This is a genomic window from Methylobacillus methanolivorans (assembly GCF_054588515.1).
Window position 1 is genome coordinate 418,414 of the sequence record NZ_BAAILT010000002.1, and the last position, 23,493, is coordinate 441,906.

Consider the following 23,493-nt stretch of genomic DNA (forward strand, 5'->3'; position numbering starts at 1 on the left):
CGGGTAGGGCGGCGCTAATGTGCCGCCCTGATTGAAGAATATCGAGACAAACCATGGCCTACAGTATTTTTTCCAAGATAGACAACGAACAAATGAAAGAGCCGATGTTCTTCGGACAGCCGGTCAATGTCGCGCGCTACGACCAGCAGAAGTACCCGGTGTTCGAGAAGCTGATCGAGAAGCAGCTTTCATTTTTCTGGCGTCCGGAAGAAGTTGACGTTTCGCAAGATCGTATCGACTACCAGGGTTTGCCTGACCATGAAAAGCATATCTTCATCAGCAACCTGAAGTACCAGACGCTGCTGGATTCTATCCAGGGGCGCAGCCCCAACGTGGCGTTATTACCATTGGTATCGTTGCCAGAACTGGAAACCTGGATTGAGACCTGGGCTTTCTCCGAGACCATACACTCACGCTCCTATACCCATATCATCCGCAACATCGTTTCTGATCCCTCACTGATCTTTGACGATATTGTGCGCAATGAAAACATCGTGGCGCGTGCCAGCGATATTTCAAGTTATTACGATGACCTGATTCACTACACCATGCTGTATTCGCAGCTAGGCGAGGGCGATCATGTGATCAATGGCGAGGTCAAATCGGTCAACCTGCATGAGCTGAAAAAACTGCTCTACCGTTGCCTGATGAGCGTCAATATTCTGGAGGCAATCCGCTTTTATGTCAGCTTTGCCTGCTCGTTTGCCTTTGCTGAACGCAAGGTGATGGAAGGTAATGCCAAGATCATTCGCCTAATTGCGCGTGACGAAGCGCTGCATCTGACTGGCACCCAGCACATGCTCAATATCATGCGCAACGGCCAGGATGATCCTGAGTTTGCCGAGATCGCCGCCGAGTTGCAGCAGGAGTGCTTCGACATGTTCAAGAATGCTGCGGAGCAGGAAAAGAAATGGGCAGAATACCTGTTTAAGGATGGTTCCATGATTGGCCTCAACAAGGACATCCTCTGCCAATATGTCGAGTACATCACTAATAACCGCATGACAGCGGTTGGCTTGGCTCCTGCCTTTCCAAATGCCAAGAGTAATCCTATCCCCTGGATCAACACGTGGTTGGCCTCTGATACTGTCCAGGTGGCGCCGCAAGAAGTGGAGTTGAGCTCTTACCTCATCGGCCAGATTGATTCCGAGGTCAGCTCTGACGACCTCGGTGATTTCGAGCTTTGAGCACAGTCCGTACCCAGCACACCAGCTTTAACCTCATTCCGCACGAAACGCTACTCGATGGCCTGGAGCGTACAGGCCACGAAGTGGAATACCAGTGCCGGGGCGGATATTGTGGCATTTGCCGGGTACGCCTGCTTGATGGCGAGGTGCAATACCTTGAGCAGCCATTGGCATTCATTGCTGCCGATGAAATCTTGCCGTGCTGTTGTGTACCAAAATCTGATGTCAGGGTGGAGTGCGAGCTCAGGCCTGAAATGCGCGTTTGGCAAGGACAAGAAGATATGTTCCCTGTTCAGCAGTCGCTTTTTGCTGATGCGTTTTCTCACGCAGAACAGTTTCCCCCAGTGAAAAAATGGCGTAGAAGAAGAGCGACTAAGTCTGCTACGTCGGCAAATAATTTATCTCTGTTTTAGAAGTGTTGTTTTTTTGCACAGCTTAGCTCAACAAAGTGTAAATAAAGTGTAAAAATTATCATTTGCTAATATTATTGAGAATGATTTTTAATAAAATCGCTGCTTTTCATTCTTCAGGGAAAAGCAATGAAGCAAACTCCAATATTGGCAATTCAAAAGCCAAAGCTCGTATACCTCATGGTTAGTGCACTCTTTGCAGTGCCTGCGATAGCCGCCGATAGCAGCAGTTCAGTATTACCAGAAGTCGCAGTTGTTGGCGCCAAGGCTGCGAGTGAAAGCGACACTTATGTTGCAAAAAAATCCAAAGGCGCAACCAAGACCGATACCTCCATCGTTGAAACACCACAATCGATCTCTGTTGTTGATCGCAAAGAGCTGGATGATCGTAATGCGCAGAATTTGAATGACGCGCTGGGATATACAGCGGGCGTGCGCACAGAGGGGCTGGGAATGGATAGCCGTGCTGAGACATTTGCTATTCGAGGCTTTAAAGCTGGTATGGATGCTGATGCAGGAACATCTAACTTATTCGTTGATGGTTTGAGGGTGCAAGCCGGTGGGCAGTGGAATCGTGCATCTTTTGATACGTATGGTCTGGAGCGTGTCGAGGTGCTAAAAGGCCCATCAGCCGCAATATATGGGCAGATTTTGCCTGGAGGCATGATCAATCTTGTGAGCAAAAAACCAACGGCTAATCACGTTAATGAAGTGCGCTTGCAAGCGGGCAGTTTTAATCAGTACAAGGCGGCTTTTGATATCGGCGGTAGTTTGGCGGATGACCAATCTGTGTTATTCCGGTTAGTAGGGTCTTTTAATGATGGACAGTCACAGCTGGATCACACGGATTTACAGCGTACCTATTTTGCCCCTAGCTTGTTATGGCAGATTTCTGATAACACTAGTCTTACCTTGCTAGCCCAATATCAGCGGGATAAGGGTGGCTCTACGTATCAGTTCTTGCCTTACTTCGGTACAGTGAAGGCTAGCCCTGCAGGTGGGCGCCTGAGTATTGATACTTTCTTGGGGGAGCCTAGCTGGAATTTATTTGATCGCGAGCAGTCGCTGGTGGGATGGGCATTTGAACATCGCTTCAACAATACGTGGCAGTTCCGTCAGAATGCCCGCTATACGAGCGTTGATAGCACTTATAAAGGTGTGGTGATTCGCGGAAGTAATGGCTTGAGTGGACTGCTCAATCGAGTTGCGGTGCTTGGGGTTGGTCAATCTGAAGGGGTGGCTATTGATAACCAGCTTCAGGCAGATTTTTCTACTGGTGCATTGAAACATACTGTTCTGGTGGGGTTGGATGCCCAGCGTATCAATTGGCAGAATGTCAGAACTCAGGTTGCTGTTAGTGCTATTTCTATGTTCAACCCTGTATACACTGGAATTGGCAATGGAACATGGACCACATCATATAATCATGATGCGGATCAAAAGCAGACAGGAATCTACGCGCAAGAGCAATTGGAATGGGGAAAATGGCGATTGAGTCTAGGTGGACGATATGATCGTTTTGATAACACGCTGCAAAATACCACAACAAGAGTAGTGCGCAACGGATTTGATGATCATGCTTTCACTTGGCGTACAGGGGCGGTTTATCTCTTTGATAATGGATTTGCGCCTTTTGCAAGTTACTCGACTTCGTTTGACCCAGGTCCTCTAGGTATTGCTACTTGGAATGATGTATCACTCAAGCCTATCAAAGGCAAGCAATACGAGGCTGGGGTGAAGTATCAGCCTGTGGGAAGCAACAGTATGATCAGTGCTTCTGTATATGAGTTAACTCAAGAAAATCGCACCGTTACCGACTCTCAGCATACAGGTTGTGCTGCAAGTACGGATGGCAGCTGCTATACGCAGGTTGGCGAAGCCAGGATCAGAGGGTTTGAGTTAGAGGGGAAAGCTGCCCTAAATGCTAACTTGAGCTTATTGGGTAGTTATACCTATATGGATACCGAAATTACCAAGGCACAATCTGCTGCAGATAGAGGTAGTGAATTGCCAAACATTCCCAAGCATATGTCCTCGTTATGGGCGAATTATGCATTCACTACAGGTGTGCTTGATGGTTTAAGCATCGGTTTGGGTGTCAGGTATGTAGGTGGATCATTTGGGTTGACAGCCCCAACAGCTACTGTGGCTGTTGGTAATGAAAAACTTTATACAGAGGCATATACGTTGTTTGATGCAGCTGCACGCTATGACCTCAAAGCTTTTGGGTGGAGTGGTGCAGAGGTTGCTGTGAATGCATCTAACCTCACAGATAGAGACTATGTTGCAACATGCGCTACTGCTGCATCAGCGTGTTATTACGGTATGGGCCGTGTAGTTAACGCTAGCCTCAAGTACAACTGGTAAGTCGATTTAAAGCGATTGCCCGCATTTGGCGGGCAATCGCTTTTTTATGAATGAATAAAGTGAAACTAATCCCTATTTTGTTTGCTGGTCTTCTACTGTCATGGGTCATGCAGGCGCATGCCAGCAGTGATGATGCAGATGGCACATGGCAGGAGGCACGGGTGCCATTAGCGCAGCAGCGCGATATCCGCTCGACTGCTACAGGTAAGACTTATCGTATATTGATTTCCAAGCCTGCATCTGAGCCTCCTCCAGAGGGCTTTCCCGTTATTTATGTGCTGGATGGCAATGTCTTGTTTTATCCGGTTTCTATGCTGGTACATGGGCAGTCCCAGCGGCGCGAGGCCACCGGTATAACGCCAGCAGTGGTAGTGGGGATTGGTTATCCCACTCAGAAGATGCTTGATGAGGTGTCACGCGCTGAGGATTTGACGCCCCCAGCCCCTGATCTTTCTGATACTGGCGACCAACGTGCACCCAGACAAGGTGGGGCAGACCGGTTTCTGGATTTTGTTGAGCAGGAGTTGAAGCCCCTGATTGCCAAGGAGGTCAATATCAACCCTCAGCAGCAGGCCTTGTTTGGGCATTCCTACGGTGGCCTGTTGACTTTGCATACCTTGTTTACGCGCCCACAGGCGTTTCAGGTTTATATTGCCTCCAGCCCTTCCATCTGGTGGAACAAGCAGTTCATCCTGACCGAACAGCAAGCTTTCATGGCTGCATCTTCATTTGATTTATCTCACTCACGGTTATTGTTGATGGTGGGTGGGCTCGAACAAGGAAGGCCTGTCGCAACTGATGCGACTGCTCTAAGCAATACACCCACGCAACGTCGTCAGATGGTAGATGCCACAAGAGAATTGGCGAGCCGTTTACAGCAGGCCAAGCCACACGGCTTGAGCACTTTCTATCAATTGCAGGTAGGTGAAAACCATGGCACGGCAATGTGGACGGGCAGTATCAGGGCGGTGGAGTTTTTTATTGGTCGCTTTGATAAGTTTAATGCAGAGGTGTCGCAGCCATGAAGCCATCTATGGATATCGGCTTTCGGGTGCTGGCGGCATTTGTCGGTGGCTATCTGTTAACGGCCTTGTTCAACTTGGTGTGGGTGTTGTGGTGGCCTGGTCACCGGGCTGATGCGGTTTTCTATGGTGTGTTGTTGCCGTGGGTGGTGTATTGCCTGGTGATGATCTGGGCTTTTGCTGCCCGCAACGCCTTGCGTGCCTGGGGTTGGATAATCCTGGTTGCACTGATGTTGACGGTATTGTTGGGATTGGCCAGGTGGCTAAAATGAAAAAGACATTCTCTCTTTCCATGGCCTGGCTGCATACTTGGTTTGGGTTGTACCTGGGCTGGCTATTGTTTGCCGTTTTCCTGACTGGCAACATGGCAGTGTTTGAGCATAGCATCACGCACTGGATGCAGCCCGAAGCGAGAGTCGACCACTCTTTGCCTATGCCTAGCATGCTAGAGCAATTGGCTCAGGGCCAGGCTTATCTGGAGCAGCATGCGCCGCGCGAAAAAGGCAGCATGTGGATGATACGTCCCATCTCGGATAATCATCCTACGCTGGAGGTTATCTGGCGAAAGAAAGGTGAAGCGCATGAAGTCGTGCTTGACTCACATTCCGGCCAAGTGCTCAAGGTGCGCGAAACCGAGGGCGGGGAGATGCTGACGCATTTCCACTACACCTTACTGGCTGATCTCACCGGCACCATCATCGTCGGGCTGGCAGCGGTGGTCATGTTGGTTGGCTTGATCAGTGGGGTGGTGATTCACAAGCGTATCTTCAAGGATTTTTTCACCTTCCGTCGGCAATCTTCTTCCCAACGCTCATGGCTGGATGCCCATAATGTAGCAGGAGTGATGATGTTGCCTTTCCTGTTCATGATTACCTACACCGGGTTAGTGATGCAGCCACTGGTATTCCTGCCATTGGGTATCAAGGCTGTTTATGACAACCCACGTAGTTTGCGTGCCGATGCAGTTCAGTCCTTTGAGCGACCTTATGCCGCTGAGGCAGCGCCCATGGTCAATATTGCCACTTTATTACCCAAGGCGCAGGAAGCACTCGGTGCTGTGGAGTGGGTGGTGATCCAGAATGGCGGGGATGTCTCGGCTGTGGTCGAGTTTTTTTCCGGCGTGGGCGGGCGGATTTCTGCTGTGGCGGATCATGCGGCTTTCAACGGTGTGACAGGTGAGTTACTGGGTGTGCAGACCAAGTGGCGTGATTCGGCTTATGTATTCCGTGGCTTTGTTGGCATTCACGTTGCCATGTTTGGTGGTTGGGTAGTTTCCTGGCTGTATTTCTTCGGCGGGTTGGTGAGTTGCGGATTGATTGCCACAGGCTTGATCTTATTTACCATCAAACGCCGTAAGCGGCCAGAGAATGAATTCGGCGCAGCTAGTGTTCGAGTATACCGCCTGATTGAGGCGCTCAATATTGCAGCCATCATGGGCAGCATCAATGCCATTCTGGTTTATTTCTGGGTCAATCGTCTATTGCCAGCTGATCTGGAAGGGCGTGCAGGCTGGGAGGTGCGTGCATTCTTGCTCACCTGGCTGGTGAGTTTGCTGCATGGCCTATTGCGTAAACCATTGGCTGCCTGGCGCGACCAAATCCTGTTGGCGGTGATGTTGTGCTGGTTATTGCCGCTGTGTGCGTGGCTGAATGGCCTGCCGACCTTGCTGGAGTTCTGGCGTCTAGGCGATGGCATTGCCTTTGGCGTCGAGGCGACCATTTTGGTCATAGGCCTCTTGCTGGCCATGGCTATTCCCAAGGTGTCCAAGGCCATGCGTGGTACGTCATCCATACGTAAAAAAACTTTGCCCAAGGAGGGATGGGCATGAAGGGGATAGCATATCTATTGATGTACGTGAGGAGGGCAGGCCAGTGAGTCATACTTCAATCTGGCCAGCGGTCATGATGGGCTACACCTTGGCCTATACTGGGATGGTGGCCTTAAGCTTGGGCATGCAAAAGCATTATGCCCAATTGAACGCTCATGCTGAGTTACCCTCCAGCAGGAAAGTGTTGTTCAAGGCCTTGGGTTGGAGCTTGTTAGCATTAGCCTTGTTGCCTGTAATTCAGGGCTGGAGCTTGGCGATGGGGCTGGTGATCTGGGTAGGCTTGATTTCAGTGGCGGCGATCAATGTCGTACTGGTGCTTGCCTATGTACCTGGATTGCTCGCCTGGTTCGGGGTTGCCGTCAGCATCGCTTTGTTTGTATTGCTGACTGCAAGCGGGTAGCGATTTTGCTGTTGGCTAACCTCTATCCAAGGGGCGGGATGCAGAAAAAATATCCCACATGGTAATGAATAGGGCCGCAATCAGCGGGCCGATGACGAAGCCATTGAGCCCAAACACGGCCATGCCGCCGAGTGTGGAGATCAGTACGACGTAATCCGGCAGCTTGGTATCCTTGCCAACCAAAATGGGACGCAAGATGTTATCTACCAAGCCAATCACGAAGACGCCAAAGGCAATCAGGGTAATGCCTTGCCATAATGCGCCGGTAGCGAGAAAGTAGATGGCGACCGGGGCCCAGATCAGGCTTGCGCCCACGGCTGGTAACAGCGACAGAAAGGCCATAATGACAGCCCAGAGCAGGGCTGCCTGGATGCCTAGTATCCAGAAAATTAGCCCACCTAAAGCGCCTTGTGTGATCGCAACCAAGATATTGCCCTTGACTGTGGCGCGAATCACAGTAGTGAATTTGTTGAACAGGTGACGCTTATGCTCAGCACTGAGTGGAATAGCTTGTTTCACGCGCATGGACAGTGTCGTGCCATCTCGCAGCAGGAAAAACATCAGGTACAACATGACAGCAAAGCCAACCACAAACTGAAAGGTATTCTGCCCAATACTCAGTGCCTTGGTCGCCAGCAATTGGCTACCCTGCATGGCGATTTGTGAAAGCTTGTCCTGAAAGCTTTTGACATCCGTTAGGCCGACGCGCTCCAGCACACGATGAATAGGTGCTGGCGCTGCATCCAGGATTTCCTGTGTATAGAGCGCTGGGTTGATTTCGCCTGACTTCACTTTCTGGAACAGCGTTGCCCCCTCATGTACCAGCGAGCTGGCAATGATGATCAGCGGCAGGATAACAATGATGATACAAGCCATGAGCGTGCCGAGCGCTGCGAGGTTTTTGCGATTGTTTGTCTTGAGTAGCAGTTGTCGGTACAAAGGCGTAAACAGGATAGAGAGAATCACCCCCCAGAACACCGCGCCATAAAAGGGCAGGAGGATGACGATCAGTCCGGCAGACACCAGAAGCAGCAGGAAGATAAAAGATTTATTGTGGAAATCGGCGCTATTCATAAGACAGGAGTGTACGCGTTAAATATCTGATGGAGTATTGCTACACGCACTTATTTCCACATGACGTCACTATGGTTCTGGATAGCGGATTGCAATAGTTCTATCAATGGTAATGCACGCTTCTTCAGGCTGATATGAATAGGCTCTGCTTCAGCTTCTGTTTGTTCGGTGCTTTCTGGGGAGGTGGAGCTTTTCAGGCCTTGTTGCAAGCCTTGCAGCGCTTTGGGTACATCGTCTGCCAGGATAGCGCCGGGGATGGTGCCGCTATGGCCCATCAGTTGAAGAAGTTGCTTGGCAACATCGCCGAACAGCATGATGTCGCTATAGCGTGAGGTAGAGAATGTCACGAGCATGTGTGTGGGCCTTGAGAGATAATAGGCAGGCTACCCAGCAAATGCTTGGCAGCCTGTCATGTGGGTTAGTCAGTTTTGCTGCCAGGGCCAGCCAAGTACCAGACAATCAAGCCGAGAACGGGGAAAATCAGTACGCCAAGAATCCAGAGAATTTTCTTTATCGTATCCGCAGAGCTTTGGATAATCTTGATGATGGCGTAAATATCTGCAACGAGGATCAATAGGGCGATAATGCTTTGCATGATGTTTTCCTTTTTCTTGGTAGTGAAATTGACGGCAGGCTCCCTGCTGCAGTTCGGATGGGAGCGTACGCCGCACATGCAATTCGTAATATCAGACTACACTGAATTACACGTAGGACTTTACCGACTTGCCACGATCATTGGCAAGCGAAGATTATGCTGTGGGCTGGAGCAGGTTCATGATTGATGTCATGCGCTTGCCTGTCACGGTGCTGACTGGCTTCCTCGGCTCAGGTAAGACCACCTTGCTCAACCAATGGCTACGTCATCCGCAAGTGCAGGATACCTTGGTGATCGTCAATGAGTTTGGCGAGGTTGGTTTGGATCATTTGTTGGTTGCCCATCAACAGGATCAACCCATGGTGGTGGAGTTGAATAATGGTTGCCTGTGCTGCCAGTTGCGCAGCGATCTCAAGCAAACTTTGAAAGACATTCACTGGCGCTTTTCCCGCAATGGGGTGCGGCAATTCAAGCGCGTGGTGATAGAGACCAGCGGCCTGGCAGACCCAGCGCCCATCTTGCACACGCTTATGACGGATTCCTATGTGGCCGCTGCCTACCAATTGGATGGCGTGGTCACCGTGGTGGATAGTCTGCTGGGCAGGGCGACGCTGGAGCAGCATCCCGAAGCAGTTAAACAGGTGCAAATGGCTGACCGAATATTGCTCTCGAAAACCGATCTTGTTGATAATCCAGCGCGTAAGGAGTTGCATGCCGCATTGCAACGATTGAACGCCATGGCTCCTATCAGCCAGCTGGATACAACGCTGGTAAATACAACAGGCTTGGGACTACTGTTTGGCATAGGGGTTGAGCATAGTTTCCCGCATTGGTTGTCAATGTTGGCTGCCCCAGTCTCACATGGAGCCGAGGTGACTACGCTGAGCCTGGAGTTACAGCAGCCTATTCCCAACGTGGATTTTGAACAGTGGCTTGCGTTATTGCGCGAGTATGACAACCCTCGTTTGTTACGCTTTAAGGGGGTATTCCAGATTGAGGGAGAGCAAAACCCTGTTGCCGTACATCGCGTGCAACATGTATTGCATACGCCTGAGCCGTTGCGGCATTGGCATGGGCATCATCAACGTAGCCAGTTGGTGATGATTACCCAATCTGGAATAGGCCAGGAAGAGAGGCAGTTATTGCAGCCGCTAGCCAGGTTTGTTGGCTTACGCATAGTTTGATTGCTACAAAGCGCTGCTTCTCAAGTCATCCCAATACCACGCTATATTTGCATTAAGGCATCACGAATCTTGATTTCGTCCAGCCCTTTGCCGATCAACACTATGCGGGTAATGGGCTCATCCTCGTCCCAGCCCTCCAGCAAGTTAGGGGGATAAAGCGTGTTATGCACCGCATGTACTGCCAGCGGCGCTGGCTGGTCTTCTGCATGAATGATGCCCTTCATGCGCAGCAGGTTTTCGCCATGGGTTGCGCATAGCCATTGCAGCACTGGTTCCAATTGCATCCAGGTCAATGGCTTGGGCATGGTGACGGTAAAGCTGGTGATCTCGTCCTCATGTACGGCTTGGGGCAGCATGCCGCGCGTGGCCTTGGAGCGAGAGGGGGCTCGTAGCCAGCGTTGCGGTTGGGCTTGCGCGCCGTTGGGGCTGAACAGTCCGGCATCAATAATTGCGGATGGGTCGATGTCGCCGTGGGTAATGCGATATTGGGTGGCGCCTGGGTTGAGCTTGGTCAGCGCCTCTGACAATGCATCCAGGCTTTCTGGCGATGCGAGGTCGGTCTTGGTGATCAGCAGCACATCGGCTACGGCAGCTTGTTTACGTGCCTCGCCGTGTTCGGCAATTTGTTGCAGGCCGTAAGTACTGTCGATGGTGACGACGACGGCATCCAGGCGGTAAGTAGAGGAAATTACCGGCTCATTGAGCAGGTTGGCCATGATAGGGCCTGGGTCTGCCATGCCGGTGGTCTCGATCACCAGCCGAGAGAAACTGGGGATGGCCTGCAACTGGCGCTTGAAGAACAGGTCGCGCATGGTATCGGCCAGCTCGTTGCTGAGCGTACAGCACAAGCAGCCGGATTCCAGCAGCACGGTATTGTCGGCAATGTGCTGGCTTTCCACGGTGCGGGCCAGAATATGATCCAGCCCGGCGCTGCCGAGCTCATTGATGATGACGGCGGTATCCTTCATGCCGGGGTTGTGCAACAGTTTGTTCAGCAAGGTGGTCTTGCCGCTGCCGAGAAAGCCGGTCAACAAGGTCACTGGGATGCGATGGTCCAACGTCATGGCGTGGGATTTCCTTAGCTGGATTGAAAACATAAAAATGCCGCCAGGGTGGCGGCAGCGGTATTTTAAACGAGAACGCTGGAGACTGCTCCTGCAAGACGGCCTGACAAGCATGCATCGGGCTGGGTCGGCATGGTCAGGCTCACTCCACGATGCGTTTGGACTCAGGCAGTCGCTTCTTCCTCATGCCTGTCCCATTGCGGGAATGGGTCGATGAAATCGCTCCAGCCAGCCATGCCGAGTGCCAGCTCGGCATCGGTGAGCAGGCACTGGTCAAATTGGCTGCGTAGCGCCGCCTCGTCCATATTCATGCCGATGAGGACGATTTCCTGCTGGCGGTCGCCGAATTCGCCATCAAAACGGGCGCGTACCAGGGCCAGCGATTCACTGTCCTGAGGCCAATAGGCCTTGGGCGTTGCCGCCCACCAGTAGCCTGCCAGGCCGTGCCGTGTCACCGAGCCTGCTTGTGACCAGTTGCCGCAATAAGCCGGGCGGCTGGCGATCCAGAAATGCCCCTTGGAGCGTATGACCCCGGGCCATGCCTGCTGGAACCATTGCCATAGCCGTTGCGGGTGGAAGGGGCTGCGGGTGCGGTAGACGAAGCTGCTGATGCCGTATTGCTCGGTTTCCGGCACATGTTCGCCGCGTAGCTCCTTGAGCCAGCCAGGGGCATCCTGGGCTTCTTCAAAGTTGAACAGGCCGGTATTCAATACCCGGTCAAGCGGGACGCGGCCAAAAGCACTTTCTATAATCTGCGCGCGCGGGTTGAAGGTTTTCAGGATGCCGTGCAATTGCCTAAGTTGCTCTGCGCTCACAAGGTCGGTCTTGTTGAGGACGATGACGTCGCAGAACTCGATTTGCTCGATCAACAGGTCTACTACGGTACGCTCATCCTCTTCCCCCATGGAGGAGCCACGTTCGCTCAGCAAGTCGCGCGAACTGTAGTCACGCAGGAAATGCAAGGCATCGACCACGGTCACCATGGTGTCTAGTCTGGCAAGATCGGACAGGCTAGTGCCATCTTCATCACGAAAAGTGAAGGTTTCGGCGACCGGTAGTGGTTCGGAGATGCCTGTAGACTCGATCAACAAATAGTCGAATCTCCCTGCCTCTGCGAGGCGCTTGATCTCGACCAGCAAATCTTCCCGTAGCGTGCAACAGATACAGCCATTGCTCATTTCGACCAGTTTTTCTTCTGCGCGTGATAAGTCGGCACCGCCTTCGCGTACCAGTTGCGCGTCAATATTCACCTCGGACATGTCATTGACGATCACCGCCACGCGTCTGCCTTCGCGGTTGTTGAGGATGTGGTTGAGCAGGGTGGTCTTGCCCGCACCGAGAAAGCCGGAGAGGACGGTGACCGGGAGTTTGGTAGAGGTATGCATGATGATTCCTGAAATGCGCTTGAATAGTGAGTTAATGGCTGAATTGCCGCTCGCGCCTTTCATGGCGTTCCTGCGCGTCAATGGAGAGTGTGGCGGTTGGACGAGCCAGCAGGCGTTTTAGGCCGATCGGCTCGCCACTTTCTTCGCAATAGCCATAGGCATGATCGTTGATGCGTTGCAATGCGGCATGGATTTTCTTTTCCAGTTTGCGTTCACGGTCACGCGTGCGTAATTCCAGCGTATGCAGTTCTTCCTGCGTGGCCCGATCTGCCGGATCAGGGAGTTCTTGTTGTTCTCTCAGATGTTTGCCCGTCTCGGCTGCATTGTCATGAATGTGCGCAAGTTGTTGTTCAAGCAGGTGCTGGAAAAAAGCGAGTTGCTGCACATTCATGTACTGCTCATCAGGCATGGCAAGTAGTTCGTCGATACTGATGATGTCGGGTTTTGTCATGGATGAAGTTAATTTCGCAACAAAGTTGCATTCTATGCTGGATTTGATTAATTGTGCAACTGTGTTGCGAATTGTGGGTGTTACAAGATATGACGTTGAGGAGGCTAAAAAGAAATCAGGCCCTTGTGATTAGCTTGGGCCGGGATAGCTGGAGATCAGTTTTTTGCGGAATTACACTGGTCGCATTGACCTTTTATATTGAGTTCGACCGACTCAACGGTAAAATGGGAGGGTACGCTGTTGGGAATACGCGGTTTGACTTCGTCTAGGCAAAAAATCTTGCCGCAGGACGAGCATTCGAAATGGGCGTGATGGTGCTTGGCATTGCGCTGCGTGAGCTGAAAGCGCCTGGCACGATCATCACCCAGAATGGGGTGTACTAGGTTGCACTCCACCAGCCAATCAAGCACGCGATACAAGGTCACGCGGTCAAAAGGTGCTTCCTGGGTCAAGGTTTGCAGTAGCTCGTGGTGCGTGAGCGGAAATTCCGACTCCATCAGGACATTCAATACAGCAACACGGGATGAGGTCGGGCGTTGCCCAATCTCATGTATCATTCGTTCGGCGTTATGCATAGGCGCTAAATTACAGACAATCATCACGTGCCGTCAACTGGGCACGTCCAAAAAGCAGGATTATGAACGTATTTTTTGAAGAAGAGGGCAGTTTCAAGGTGGCTTCGGTCATGACGGAAAACCCAGGCTCTCTCCAAGTAGAAGCGATTTCCGGCAAACGCTCCAAGATCAAGTCTGCCAATGTGTTGATGCGTTTCGAGGGTGCATTGTCGGGCTTTATGGAAAGCGCCAGCGCCGAGGCTGAAGGCCTGGATGTGCCATTCTTGTGGGAGTGTTGCGGCGAACCGGAGTTTGGGTTTGAAGAGCTTGCGCAGGAATATTATGGCAGCAAGCCGGCCTCTATACAGGCGGCAGCGGTGGCTATTCGCCTGCATAGTGCTCCCATGTATTTCTACCGCAAGGGCAAGGGACGCTATAAGGCTGCACCGGAAGAAACCTTGCAAGCTGCCTTGGCTGGCCTGGAAAAAAAGCGCCTGCAAGCCGAGAAGGTGGCGCAATACGTTGAACAACTCAAGGCAGGGCAGTTGCCAGCCGAGTTCGACAGCAAGGTGATCGATGCCTTGCTTTACCAACCTGACAAGAACGCCCTGGAGTGGAAGGCTTTGGAGCAGGCTGCGAGCGAGCAAGGCGAACATGTGGTACGCGTGCTGGCTTCCTGCGGCGCGATAGCCTCAGTGCATGATTATCACTTAGGCGCGTTTCTGCGTGAATATTTTGCCGAGGGGCAAGGCTTCCCACCACTCGATGCGCCAGTGGTGCCACTAGACTTGCCGCGAGCCGAAGCTGAGGCATTCAGTATCGATGACAGTACAACCACAGAGATTGACGATGCGTTTACCCTGGTGCCGCTGGCAGATGGCGTGACCCGTGTAGGCATCCATATTGCTGCGCCCGCATTGGGCATACTTCCAGATACTCCATTGGATCAAGTGGTAATGCAACGGCTTTCTACCGTGTATATGCCAGGTAACAAAATCACCATGTTGCCCGAGAACGTGGTGACGCCATTCAGTCTGAATGAGGGCGAGTGGCGGCCTGCGCTTTCGCTTTATTTAGATGTTGCGCCTGACTTGAGCATCATCAAGCGGGAAAGCCGCGTCGAGCAGGTGAAGGTGGCCGAGAATTTGCGCCATGACACGCTGGAGCCTTTTTTCAATGAAAATACGCTGGAGCAGGATAGCGGCCATCCTTATTGGCAGCGCTTGCTGTTCCTGTTTCGTCTTGCCGAATCGCTGGAAAAGGCGCGCGGCAAGTATGACCCGACACGCCCGATCCAGCTGGATTACAACTTCTACGTTGAGCATGGCCAGGTACGTATTGTGGGCCGCCGCCGTGGTGCGCCTATCGACAAGCTGGTGGCCGAGCTCATGATAGAAGCTAATAGCCATTGGGGCGGCCTGTTGGCTGAACACAATGTGCCGGGTATCTATCGTGCCCAGAACGGTGGCAAGGTGTATATGACAGTCAAAGCCGAACCACATCAGGGACTGGGCGTCAGCCAATATAGCTGGAGTACCTCACCCTTACGCCGTGCGGTTGATCTGGTTAACCAGCGTCAAATTGTATCTGTGGTGCAAGGTCTGGAGCCTGTTTATGCACAAGGCAGTGATGAGCTCGCTGTAGTAATGCGTAACTTCGACATGACTTATAACGCCTATAACGAATTCCAGACACGCATGGAGCGCTATTGGTGCTTGCAATACCTGTTGCAGGAAAGTATTCAGGAGATTGGTGCTACTGTGTGGCGAGAAAGCTTGGTGCGCCTCGATGGCATGCCGCTGATTACTAAGGTGCACGGTATGCCCGAGTTGCCGCAAGGAGCGCGCGTGACGATAGAAATCCAGAAAGTTGATACCTTGTTGGTTGAACTGGAAAGCCGCTTTAAATCTCTTGAACATGCTGAGTCAGCGACAGAAAGTGAGGCTGCTTAATGTTCAGGGTAGGGCGCAAAATTGCACGCAGCATACACAAAGCGGTGACTAACGAAGATAGCGTTGATGTCAGTGAAGTCGATGGTGTACGTTCGCTGCACCTGGGGTCAGATACTATCCAGAGTTCGATGCGCGTCAAGGATCCTTACGCGCTGGAGTTGCGCTATTCGCGCGGCATGATGGTATTTCTGCTGTTTCAGAAGCAACCGCGTGACTTGGTAGTTTTGGGACTGGGTGGAGGTTCTATTCCCAAATATGTGTATCACCACTTGCCTGAGGTGAAAACACGGGTGGTTGAGATCAACCCCCGTATCATTGAGGTGGCACGTAGCCACTTCCTTACGCCGGACAATGATGAGCGCTTCGAGATTATAGAAGGCGATGCGGTAGCTTTCCTGCGTGATCACCCTGGCACCACTTCCATGCTCATGATGGATGCTTTTGGCAGTAATGGCTTACCAGCAGAGCTATGTTCGCAGGATTTTTTTGACTCCTGCTTCGAGGCGTTGACGCTAGATGGTATGTGCGCCATTAATCTCTGGGGAAGTGACAAGAATTATGATGCTTACCTGCAACGCATCGAGACCAGTTTTCATGGTCGCATGTTGGTGATGCCGACAGGCCGGCCAGGCAATGTGGTTGTCTTTGGCTTCAAGCGTGCGCCTAACGATTTGCGCTGGAGCACATTACGCGTGCGTGCCAAGGCACTTGAAACAGAGCACAAGGTTGAGTTCCTTGAGTTCGTCGAGCGCTTGCGCGAGCATAACCCGAGTACCAGCAACCGCTTGTTGCTGGAGTCCTAACAGCGATCAGGATATTTCATGCACTATCAGTTTTTTGCCACTTGCCCGCGAGGGCTTGAATCCCTGCTCGAAGATGAGCTAAAAAGCCTGCATGCGCGTCAGATCAAGCCTACCGATGGCGGTGTAGGGTTTGCCGGGGATATGCTGCTTTGTTATCGCGCCAACCTTGAAAGCCGTATTGCCACGCGTATCCTGCTGCAAGTGGGCAAGGGGCGCTACAGCAACGAAGATGAGCTATACCAAGGCGCATACAAGATAGACTGGGCGCAGTGGTTTGATGTCGAACAGGACTTCATGGTCAAGGTAACTGGCGTGAAATGCCCGCTCAAGAGCCTGGAATTTGCTACTTTGCGTATCAAGGATGCCATCTGTGACCGCTTCCGTGAGGAGGTCGGCAGCCGACCATCTATTGATACCCGCGAGCCAGAAGTGCGTGTGCATGCCTATCTAGGCGCAGAAGAATATCAACTGTATGTGGATACCTCAGGTGCCGCACTCTACCAGCGTGGCTTGCGTCGTGCCAGTATCGAGGCTCCCCTGCGCGAGAACCTGGCAGCAGGCATACTCAAGCTTTCCGGCTGGCAGCCCGGTACGCCTTTGCTCGACCCGATGTGTGGCAGCGGTACCTTTTTGCTGGAAGCCGCCATGATGTCCCTGGATATTGCGCCTGGTAGCAATCGCCACTTTGGTTTTGAGCGTCTGAAGAATTTCAATGTTGGTGCCTGGCAATCTTTGCTCAAGCAGGCAAAAAATCGCGCAAGGCCAGTCACATTCCAGAAACTATATGGCAGCGATGCCGACCTGAGGGCGGTGCGCGTGAGTCGCCAGAACCTGCAACAGGCGGGCTTGCTGGATTGTGTACAACTGGCACATACCGAGTTTACTGAGGTAATACCGCCAGCTCCTGAAGGCGTGCTTGTTGCTAACCCACCTTATGGCGTACGTATCGGTGAAGATGAAGACCTCGCGGCGCTTTATCCCAAGATGGGCGAGGCATTAAAGAGGAAGTTTGCCGGGTGGAATACCTATTTCCTTACCAATGACATGCGCCTGCCCAAGCTGATGCGCTTGTCGCCCACCAAGCGCACGCCATTATTCAATGGTCCGTTGGAATGCCGGGTATTCGAGATCAAGATGGTCGCAGGTTCTAACCGCAAGGAAAAACCCAATGACTGACGAGCGTAATCGGGCAGACTCCCTGGAAAACCTGCGTGCCAGGGTTAACCACTTTGTGGCTGAACGGGATTGGGCGCAGTTTCATACGCCCAAAAACCTGGCGATGGCGATGATTGTTGAAGCGGCAGAAGTGGTGGAACACTTTCAGTGGGATAGCCCGGCTGAAAGTGCAACATTGAGTGATGAGCGCAAGATCGAGATCGGGCATGAGCTTGCGGACACCTTTGTCTACCTGTTGCGTATCGCCGAGGTGTGCGGCATAGACCTGATTGCCGCAGCCAATACCAAGATAGATCTTAATGCCAAAAAATATCCCGCTGACAGGGCACGTGGCAGCAATGCAAAATATACGGCTTATCAAGATCAATAACGCCCTGTGTCATGCTTTAGGGTTGTCAGCAAGATATCAGCATGATCTCGTGCCCGCATGAAAAGAAGCGACGAAGTACCAGCCTGTGTGGATCAGGTGATTTTCCTAATGTAGTGCCACAGTATCTGTGGTTTGATATCGGCCATCATAATGATCATTTTAAAATACATGGCCCGGTGCTTATGTTGGTGTGAGTCTTAGCAGATCAGCATTATTCGGGGAGTTGTTTGTTTGATTGTGTAACGATGACTTTGCTGGAGAGTGCATGTCTACCAACAATATCAATGAGCTACCCGATATCCCTGCGGTACCTGCGCACCTGCGATTGGCTGGGCTGGAACAGGCCTTAGCCATTGCGGAGTTCTCCCCTGATGGCGTATTGGGGTGGGCCAATGCCCATTATTGGGCTTTGCTGGGCGATGCGGATGCTGAAGTCATAGGGGGTCATCATCGCAGCTTTTGCTATCCTGCGCTGGCCGGAAGTGGCGATGAAGATGCTTTCTGGGCAAGACTGCGTAATGGGGAGATATGCTCAGGGCAGGTGGAGCGGATAGATCACGCTGGCAGTCGTTGGCTGGAAGCAACGTATATCCCGGTGCCGGATGAGCAGGGCACAGTGATACATATCTTCAAGATGGCAATTGATATCAGTGCCCGATTGCAGGCTGAGCGAGAATACCACGAAAGCCTACATAGGCTTTCACTGGCGGCTGATGCCAGTGATACTGCGATTGCCATTTCTGATTCCAAGGGCAATATCATGTATGTGAATCGCGGTTTCAGCCGGATGTTGGGGTGGCATCTGGATGAAATCAATCGGACAATTTCCGAGTTGCTGATGCCTGATGCCGAGCATGCTGCGCAGTATGACTATTACGCGGGATTGGATACGGGCGAATCCACCGCCTGGGAAGATATCGTGGTCGGGCAAGATCAACAGCGTTACTGGGTGAAGATCGTCAGCAATCTGGTTACCAGTAAGGAAGGTTGTTGGCAATATACAGTCACGACGTTAACGGATATTACCCAGGTGAAGCTATATGCTGCATTGCAACAGCCAACCCTGGATGCCATGGTGCAAGAGCTTCCCCTGGCAGAGATATTGGAGATTATCTGCCTCGAGGCTGAGCGTATCGTGCCTGACATGGCGACCTCTATTCTTGAGGTGGATGCAGCAGGGAAGTTGCATCCATTGGCAGCCCCTAGCTTGCCATATGCGTATTCGAAATCGCTGGACGGGGTGGAAGTCGGTCCAATGGTTGGATCTTGTGGTTCGGCAGCCTGGTTGAACGAGACGGTCAAGGTCAATGACATCAAAACAGACCCGCGCTGGTCGCCTTTTTGCCATATGGTATGGCCGCTCGGCTATACCGCATGCTGGTCTACGCCAATTTGCAATTCCCATGGGATGGTGGTCGGTACATTTGCATTCTATTTCCATGAAAATAATCGACCAGTTGCCGAGCGTTTTCATCCGCTCCTAGTTGATGCTTGCACAGCACTTTGTGCATTGGCGTTAGAGCGCGAGCACTCTAGGCAGCGTATCCGGCAATTGGCTTTTTATGATGAGCTAACAGGTTTGCCTAACCGCAATCTGCTCTATGCCAAGGCTGAGCAGGCGTTAGCGGCCATGGCTCGCAATGAGCAGGCGCTTGCTGTGCTGGTCATGGATATGGACCATTTCAAAAAAGTGAACGACTCCCTGGGGCGCTCCGCAGGGGATGAACTGCTATGCCGGGTGGCAGCCAAGCTGAAGAAAGGCATGCGCGCCATGGATATGGCGGGGCGCCTTTCTGGTAATGCTTTTGTTTTGGTATTGCCACAATGTGATGCCGCTCAGGTGCAGCATATCCTCGCGCGTATTCGTACTTTACTGATGGAACCAGTGTTGTTGGCTCGCTCCTCCTTGTCTGTGTCAGCCAGTGTCGGGATTGCTATGTTTCCTGAGGATGGACGCGATGTGGGGACATTGCTGCATCGGGCAGAAATGGCGATGTACCAAGCCAAAAAGGCGGGTCGTGGCCAGTCTCGATTTTTTAGCAATGAAATCAATGTGCGCGCGCAAGAGCGCTTGATGTTCGAAAATGCGCTACGCGATGCATTGCAGCATAATCAGTTGCATCTGCATTACCAGCCGCAGATGGGGCTTTCCACAGGTGACTTGCATGGCGTTGAGGCCTTGGCCCGCTGGAATCATCCCGCCATGGGGGAAGTGCCTCCCGCACGCTTTATTCCACTGGCGGAGGAGTGTGGCTTGATTAATGAGCTAAGTCGCTGGGTATTGCATGAGGCATGCCGCCAGCTTGCTTCATGGCGTGACGCAGGTTTGCCTATCCCTTGTGTTGCCGTGAACCTGTCGGTCAGTAATTTTCAGGATGTTCACCTTCCCAGCCTGATTGCCCACGTGCTAGAAAGCAATGGCTTATTGCCAAAGGATTTGATTGTAGAGCTGACCGAAAGCATGTTGCTGGACAACACTCCAGGTGTTATGCAATCCATTGAGGCAATAGATGCGTTAGGCGTCAGGCTTTCCCTTGATGACTTTGGAACGGGCTATTCCAGCTTGAGTTATTTGCGTCGCCTGCCCGTATCTGGACTCAAGCTTGATCGCAGCTTTGTGGTTGATCTGGAACATGACGAGGCAGCGCAGGCCTTGAGTAGTGCCATTCTCGAGATAGGCAGGAGCTTGCATCTTAACGTAGTGGCAGAGGGGGTTGAAACCCCGGCACAACATCATATGTTGCTTGAGCTGGGCTATCCTGTGGCGCAAGGCTATTTGTATTCGCCCCCACTGCCTGCAGACCAATTGACTTCATGGGTGCAGTCATCCAAGGAAGCAATACGAGATAAACACAAGGCTTAAATTGCTGATCTTGTGGGTGAGGTGCCTGAAACCATAGCTCAGGCCGTATACTATCGGCATATTTATTAACCAAGAAACGCCTGTCCATGCTTCCAGACACCCAAGCTGCCCCCAATACGATTTACCTCAAGGATTACACTCCCGCGCCTTACCAGGCATCGAATATCAGCCTTAAGTTTGCATTGTTCGAGGATAAAACCATTGTCAGGTCGGAGGTGACTTACGTTAAGGCACCAGATGCAAGCTCAAAGCAATTAGTGCTTCACGGTCAGGATCAAGTCATTATCTCTGCGGAGCTTGATGGAAAGCCGTTTGATGGTTATCGGTTGGAAGAAGGCACACTGATCATCGATCAAGCAGAGGATCAGTTCACGCTCACCATTACCTCTGAGATCCACCCCGAGGCCAATACCGCGCTGGAAGGCTTATATAAATCCCAGGGTACTTTCTGCACGCAATGCGAGGCTGAAGGCTTCCGCCGTATTACTTACTTTCAGGATAGGCCAGATGTGTTGGGCGTTTTCTCGGTGCGCATCGAGGCGGATAAAGCGCGCTATCCGGTACTGCTTTCCAATGGCAATCTGGTGGCCTCAGGCGAACTTGATGCGGGGCGGCATTTTACCGAGTGGCATGATCCATTCCCCAAGCCTTGTTACCTATTTGCCTTGGTGGCGGGTGATTTAGTCAGAATTGCTGATCGTTTCACCACACAATCTGGGCGTGATGTTGATTTGCACATTTATGTCAGGAAAGGCGATGAAGGGCAGTGCGACCATGCCATGGCTTCGCTGAAAAAGGCGATGAAGTGGGATGAGGAAAAATATGGCCGGGAATATGCACTGGATCTATTCAATATCGTGGCTGTCAGCGACTTCAATATGGGCGCGATGGAAAACACCTCGCTCAACATCTTCAACACCAAGCTGGTGCTGGCACACCAGGAAACGGCAACCGACAGCGATTTCATCAGCGTTGAGGCGGTGATCGCGCATGAGTATTTCCATAACTGGACCGGTAACCGTGTCACCTGCCGCGATTGGTTCCAGCTCTCCCTCAAAGAGGGTCTCACCGTATTCCGTGACCAGGAGTTCAGCGCCGATATGAACTCACGTGCGGTGCAGCGCATCGATGATGTGGATCAGCTGCGCAGGCTGCAATTCCCTGAGGATGCCAGTCCGCTGGCGCACTCGGTGCAGCCGGATCATTTTATCGAAATCAGCAACTTCTACACCATGACCATTTATGAGAAAGGGTCTGAGCTGATTCGTATGCAGCATACCTTGCTGGGGGCGCAACAATACCGCCAGGCGACCGATCTCTATTTCGAGCGCTATGACGGTCATGCCGTCACTATTAATGATTTTGTGCAATGCATGGCTGATGCTTCCGGGCGCGATATGTCACAGTTTTTCCGCTGGTATAAGCAGGCTGGCACTCCCAGTTTGCGAGCCAGTGGTCGCTACAATGCCGAGGCCAAGCAATATACCCTCACATTCAAGCAATCACAGCCGGATACACCTGGGCAAACGGATAAACAGCCTTTGCTGATTCCAGTGGCAGTTGGCTTGCTCAACGAAGCGGGTGACGAAACGCATGCCACCCAAGTGCTGGAGATGACGGAACGAGAGCAGAGTTTTACGTTTAGTGATGTGGCCTCGCGCCCTGTGCCTTCCATCTTGCGTGGCTTCTCTGCGCCAGTGAAGCTGAGTACTGACCTGAGTGACGACGACTTGCGCTTGTTGCAGTTGAGGGATACGGACGGATTCAACAAATGGGAGGCCGGGCAAACCATTGCACTGCGTACCATCCAGCGCTTGATTGCCGACCCTGCCAGTGATACCACGCAATTCGTCGATGATTTCGGCGTTTTGCTAGAGCAGGGCGCGCATGATGACGTAGACAAGGCGCTATTGGCTCGTGCTTTGTCGTTGCCATCCATCGCAGTAATTGCACAAGCACAAGAGGTGGTGGATCCGGCCGCGATTGATAATGCCCGTAGCAGCTTGCTCAAGGCGATCAAGCGTGCTCATAAGGATATGCTGGCAAAGCTGTATGAACATCATCACAGTGCAGGGGCATTCTCCATTTCACCTGCTGCAATGGGGCGTCGCGCCTTGCGCAATACCTTGCTGGAGCTACTGACTGTCACTAACGGCACGGGGTGTGCTACACGTGGTAAGGCGCATTACGATCAGGCTGACAACATGACTGATCGCGTAGCAGCCTTATCTAGCCTGGCGGATAGCCAGCAGCCACAACGTGATGAAGTATTTGCTGATTTTTACGAGCGCTACAAGGGTTACCAACTTGTGGTGGATAAATGGTTCTCGCTACAGGCCATTGCGAATCGTGACAGCATCTTCGCTGACTTTGCCAGCTTGCGCCAGCATCATGAGTTCAATATCCGCAACCCGAATCGCGTGCGAGCTTTGTATTCAGCGTTTGCCGTGAATAACCCAGTGAAATTCCATGACCCTAGTGGTCAAGGCTATGCTTTGCTCAGGGATGCCATTATTGAGCTGAATGCCATTAATCCGCAGATTGCTTCACGCCAAGTAACGCCTTTCCGCGAGTGGAAGCGCTACACGCCAGTGTTACAAGTACATATGCAGCAGGCACTGCAAACCATCATGGATACCCCCAAGCTCTCTAGTGATGTGTTTGAGGTGGTGAGCAAATGCCTGGCACCATAAGTTACCTGTCATGATGATATAAACAAAACCCGGTCTGGCAACCTGTGTTGTTATCCCGGGTTGTTTTTTTGCCTTATTGTTGTATATTTAATGAAACAATTGGGGTGTTTATCCG

21 protein-coding genes are annotated in these 23,493 nt (G+C 52.0%); 14 read left to right on the plus strand and 7 right to left on the minus strand.

Going from position 1 to position 23,493, the window contains the following annotated elements:
* The first annotated feature begins 53 nt into the window (after positions 1–53).
* From nrdB to LG202_RS03285, 7 genes are all read left to right on the plus strand, one after another.
* Positions 54–1,187, plus strand: coding sequence for a class Ia ribonucleoside-diphosphate reductase subunit beta (gene nrdB / locus LG202_RS03255; protein ID WP_230346980.1), 1,134 nt, complete (start codon positions 54–56; stop codon positions 1,185–1,187).
* Positions 1,184–1,600, plus strand: coding sequence for a class I ribonucleotide reductase maintenance protein YfaE (gene yfaE / locus LG202_RS03260; protein WP_459724411.1), 417 nt, complete (start codon positions 1,184–1,186; stop codon positions 1,598–1,600). The genes nrdB and yfaE overlap by 4 nt, the downstream gene beginning before the upstream one ends.
* A 126-nt stretch (positions 1,601–1,726) precedes the next feature.
* Positions 1,727–3,964: a TonB-dependent siderophore receptor gene (locus LG202_RS03265; RefSeq protein ID WP_230346981.1), complete on the plus strand. Its 2,238-nt coding sequence runs from the start codon at positions 1,727–1,729 to the stop codon at positions 3,962–3,964.
* 59 nt (positions 3,965–4,023) lie between these two features.
* Positions 4,024–4,989: an alpha/beta hydrolase-fold protein gene (locus LG202_RS03270; RefSeq protein WP_230346982.1), complete on the plus strand. Its 966-nt coding sequence runs from the start codon at positions 4,024–4,026 to the stop codon at positions 4,987–4,989.
* On the plus strand, positions 4,986–5,258 hold the full coding sequence (locus LG202_RS03275) for an iron transporter (protein ID WP_230346983.1): 273 nt from the start codon (positions 4,986–4,988) through the stop codon (positions 5,256–5,258). The genes LG202_RS03270 and LG202_RS03275 overlap by 4 nt, the downstream gene beginning before the upstream one ends.
* Entirely contained in the window at positions 5,255–6,814 is a 1,560-nt protein-coding gene (locus LG202_RS03280; RefSeq protein ID WP_230346984.1) for a PepSY-associated TM helix domain-containing protein, read from the plus strand. Before LG202_RS03275 ends, LG202_RS03280 begins: the two co-directional genes overlap by 4 nt.
* 43 nt (positions 6,815–6,857) lie before the next feature.
* Complete coding sequence (locus LG202_RS03285; RefSeq protein WP_230346985.1) at positions 6,858–7,214, plus strand: DUF3325 domain-containing protein; 357 nt, start codon at positions 6,858–6,860, stop codon at positions 7,212–7,214.
* 15 nt (positions 7,215–7,229) lie between these two features.
* Here LG202_RS03285 and LG202_RS03290 read toward each other — a convergent pair whose 3' ends face one another.
* From LG202_RS03290 to LG202_RS03300, 3 genes are all read right to left on the minus strand, one after another.
* Positions 7,230–8,288, minus strand: a complete 1,059-nt coding sequence (locus tag LG202_RS03290) for an AI-2E family transporter (protein ID WP_230346986.1) — start codon at positions 8,286–8,288, stop codon at positions 7,230–7,232.
* 50 nt (positions 8,289–8,338) lie between these two features.
* Positions 8,339–8,641: a DUF1840 domain-containing protein gene (locus LG202_RS03295; RefSeq protein ID WP_230346987.1), complete on the minus strand. Its 303-nt coding sequence runs from the start codon at positions 8,639–8,641 to the stop codon at positions 8,339–8,341.
* A 65-nt stretch (positions 8,642–8,706) separates the two neighbouring features.
* Positions 8,707–8,883: a PLD nuclease N-terminal domain-containing protein gene (locus LG202_RS03300; RefSeq protein WP_230346988.1), complete on the minus strand. Its 177-nt coding sequence runs from the start codon at positions 8,881–8,883 to the stop codon at positions 8,707–8,709.
* A gap of 179 nt (positions 8,884–9,062) precedes the next feature.
* On the opposite strand from LG202_RS03300, the gene LG202_RS03305 reads away from it, so the two are divergent.
* A complete protein-coding gene (locus tag LG202_RS03305) occupies positions 9,063–10,067 on the plus strand; it encodes a CobW family GTP-binding protein (RefSeq protein WP_230346989.1) in 1,005 nt (334 codons plus the stop codon).
* A 41-nt stretch (positions 10,068–10,108) separates the two neighbouring features.
* On the opposite strand, the gene LG202_RS03310 is transcribed toward LG202_RS03305, so the two are convergent.
* The 4 genes from LG202_RS03310 to LG202_RS03325 form a co-directional block, all read right to left on the minus strand.
* Positions 10,109–11,131 (minus strand): CobW family GTP-binding protein, encoded by a 1,023-nt coding sequence (locus LG202_RS03310; RefSeq protein WP_230346990.1) that lies wholly within the window; start codon positions 11,129–11,131, stop codon positions 10,109–10,111.
* Between the two features lie 164 nt (positions 11,132–11,295).
* Positions 11,296–12,516, minus strand: a complete 1,221-nt coding sequence (gene zigA, locus LG202_RS03315) for a zinc metallochaperone GTPase ZigA (RefSeq protein ID WP_230346991.1) — start codon at positions 12,514–12,516, stop codon at positions 11,296–11,298.
* A gap of 31 nt (positions 12,517–12,547) precedes the next feature.
* On the minus strand, positions 12,548–12,967 hold the full coding sequence (dksA, locus tag LG202_RS03320; RefSeq protein WP_230346992.1) for an RNA polymerase-binding protein DksA: 420 nt from the start codon (positions 12,965–12,967) through the stop codon (positions 12,548–12,550).
* A 155-nt stretch (positions 12,968–13,122) separates the two neighbouring features.
* On the minus strand, positions 13,123–13,524 hold the full coding sequence (locus tag LG202_RS03325; RefSeq protein WP_230346993.1) for a Fur family transcriptional regulator: 402 nt from the start codon (positions 13,522–13,524) through the stop codon (positions 13,123–13,125).
* Between the two features lie 80 nt (positions 13,525–13,604).
* Between LG202_RS03325 and LG202_RS03330 the strand changes: the two genes are divergently transcribed.
* From LG202_RS03330 to pepN, 6 genes are all read left to right on the plus strand, one after another.
* Positions 13,605–15,473: a ribonuclease catalytic domain-containing protein gene (locus LG202_RS03330; RefSeq protein WP_230346994.1), complete on the plus strand. Its 1,869-nt coding sequence runs from the start codon at positions 13,605–13,607 to the stop codon at positions 15,471–15,473.
* On the plus strand, positions 15,473–16,276 hold the full coding sequence (locus LG202_RS03335) for a polyamine aminopropyltransferase (RefSeq protein WP_230346995.1): 804 nt from the start codon (positions 15,473–15,475) through the stop codon (positions 16,274–16,276). The genes LG202_RS03330 and LG202_RS03335 overlap by 1 nt, the downstream gene beginning before the upstream one ends.
* A gap of 18 nt (positions 16,277–16,294) precedes the next feature.
* On the plus strand, positions 16,295–17,452 hold the full coding sequence (locus LG202_RS03340) for a THUMP domain-containing class I SAM-dependent RNA methyltransferase (RefSeq protein WP_230346996.1): 1,158 nt from the start codon (positions 16,295–16,297) through the stop codon (positions 17,450–17,452).
* Positions 17,445–17,822: a nucleotide pyrophosphohydrolase gene (locus LG202_RS03345; protein ID WP_230346997.1), complete on the plus strand. Its 378-nt coding sequence runs from the start codon at positions 17,445–17,447 to the stop codon at positions 17,820–17,822. The genes LG202_RS03340 and LG202_RS03345 overlap by 8 nt, the downstream gene beginning before the upstream one ends.
* Before the next feature lie 265 nt (positions 17,823–18,087).
* Positions 18,088–20,685, plus strand: a complete 2,598-nt coding sequence (locus LG202_RS03350) for a bifunctional diguanylate cyclase/phosphodiesterase (protein ID WP_230346998.1) — start codon at positions 18,088–18,090, stop codon at positions 20,683–20,685.
* A gap of 86 nt (positions 20,686–20,771) precedes the next feature.
* Positions 20,772–23,378, plus strand: a complete 2,607-nt coding sequence (gene pepN / locus LG202_RS03355; RefSeq protein WP_230346999.1) for an aminopeptidase N — start codon at positions 20,772–20,774, stop codon at positions 23,376–23,378.
* Positions 23,379–23,493: the final 115 nt, after the last annotated feature.

Bases quoted from the DNA above. Each gene is read 5' to 3' on its own strand.
- nrdB (WP_230346980.1), top strand. From the start codon at position 54: ATGGCCTACAGTATTTTTTCCAAGATAGACAACGAACAAATGAAAGAG.
- LG202_RS03265 (WP_230346981.1), top strand. From the start codon at position 1,727: ATGAAGCAAACTCCAATATTGGCAATTCAAAAGCCAAAGCTCGTATAC.
- LG202_RS03275 (WP_230346983.1), top strand. From the start codon at position 4,986: ATGAAGCCATCTATGGATATCGGCTTTCGGGTGCTGGCGGCATTTGTC.
- LG202_RS03280 (WP_230346984.1), top strand. From the start codon at position 5,255: ATGAAAAAGACATTCTCTCTTTCCATGGCCTGGCTGCATACTTGGTTT.
- LG202_RS03290 (WP_230346986.1), bottom strand. From the start codon at position 8,288: ATGAATAGCGCCGATTTCCACAATAAATCTTTTATCTTCCTGCTGCTT.
- LG202_RS03295 (WP_230346987.1), bottom strand. From the start codon at position 8,641: ATGCTCGTGACATTCTCTACCTCACGCTATAGCGACATCATGCTGTTC.
- LG202_RS03300 (WP_230346988.1), bottom strand. From the start codon at position 8,883: ATGCAAAGCATTATCGCCCTATTGATCCTCGTTGCAGATATTTACGCC.
- LG202_RS03305 (WP_230346989.1), top strand. From the start codon at position 9,063: ATGATTGATGTCATGCGCTTGCCTGTCACGGTGCTGACTGGCTTCCTC.
- LG202_RS03310 (WP_230346990.1), bottom strand. From the start codon at position 11,131: ATGACGTTGGACCATCGCATCCCAGTGACCTTGTTGACCGGCTTTCTC.
- zigA (WP_230346991.1), bottom strand. From the start codon at position 12,516: ATGCATACCTCTACCAAACTCCCGGTCACCGTCCTCTCCGGCTTTCTC.
- dksA (WP_230346992.1), bottom strand. From the start codon at position 12,967: ATGACAAAACCCGACATCATCAGTATCGACGAACTACTTGCCATGCCT.
- LG202_RS03325 (WP_230346993.1), bottom strand. From the start codon at position 13,524: ATGATACATGAGATTGGGCAACGCCCGACCTCATCCCGTGTTGCTGTA.
- LG202_RS03330 (WP_230346994.1), top strand. From the start codon at position 13,605: ATGAACGTATTTTTTGAAGAAGAGGGCAGTTTCAAGGTGGCTTCGGTC.
- LG202_RS03335 (WP_230346995.1), top strand. From the start codon at position 15,473: ATGTTCAGGGTAGGGCGCAAAATTGCACGCAGCATACACAAAGCGGTG.
- LG202_RS03340 (WP_230346996.1), top strand. From the start codon at position 16,295: ATGCACTATCAGTTTTTTGCCACTTGCCCGCGAGGGCTTGAATCCCTG.
- LG202_RS03345 (WP_230346997.1), top strand. From the start codon at position 17,445: ATGACTGACGAGCGTAATCGGGCAGACTCCCTGGAAAACCTGCGTGCC.
- LG202_RS03350 (WP_230346998.1), top strand. From the start codon at position 18,088: ATGTCTACCAACAATATCAATGAGCTACCCGATATCCCTGCGGTACCT.
- pepN (WP_230346999.1), top strand. From the start codon at position 20,772: ATGCTTCCAGACACCCAAGCTGCCCCCAATACGATTTACCTCAAGGAT.